1 pseudogene is annotated in these 315 nt (G+C 41.9%); it reads left to right on the top strand.

Going from position 1 to position 315, the window contains the following annotated elements:
- Positions 1-315: pseudogene (locus tag F903_RS13340) on the top strand (cell surface protein); the annotation flags it as partial.

Genomic DNA, 315 nt, shown 5'->3' with positions numbered 1-315 from the left:
TTAACCGTTGATAGCGTAACAGCGGGCAACAGTAAGTTAGATACGAATGGTTTAGTAATCACAGGTGGACCAAGCGTTACAACAGCAGGCATTGATGCTGGTAGTAAAGTAATTACCAATGTTGCTGATGGCAGTGCACCGAATGATGCAGTTAACTTTGGTCAATTAACAACGACCAATAACAACGTTGCTCAAAACACCACAGATATTGCAACCAACACAGCGAACATTACGACCAATACCAATAACATCACGACGAACACCAATAACATTGCGACCAACACGAGTGATATTAGTAACTTGCAAGGTCAAACG

The sequence above is a fragment of the Acinetobacter sp. NIPH 298 genome (assembly GCF_000369505.1).
Classification (GTDB): Bacteria; Pseudomonadota; Gammaproteobacteria; order Pseudomonadales; family Moraxellaceae; genus Acinetobacter.
This window is presented reverse-complemented; position numbering and strand designations above follow the sequence as displayed.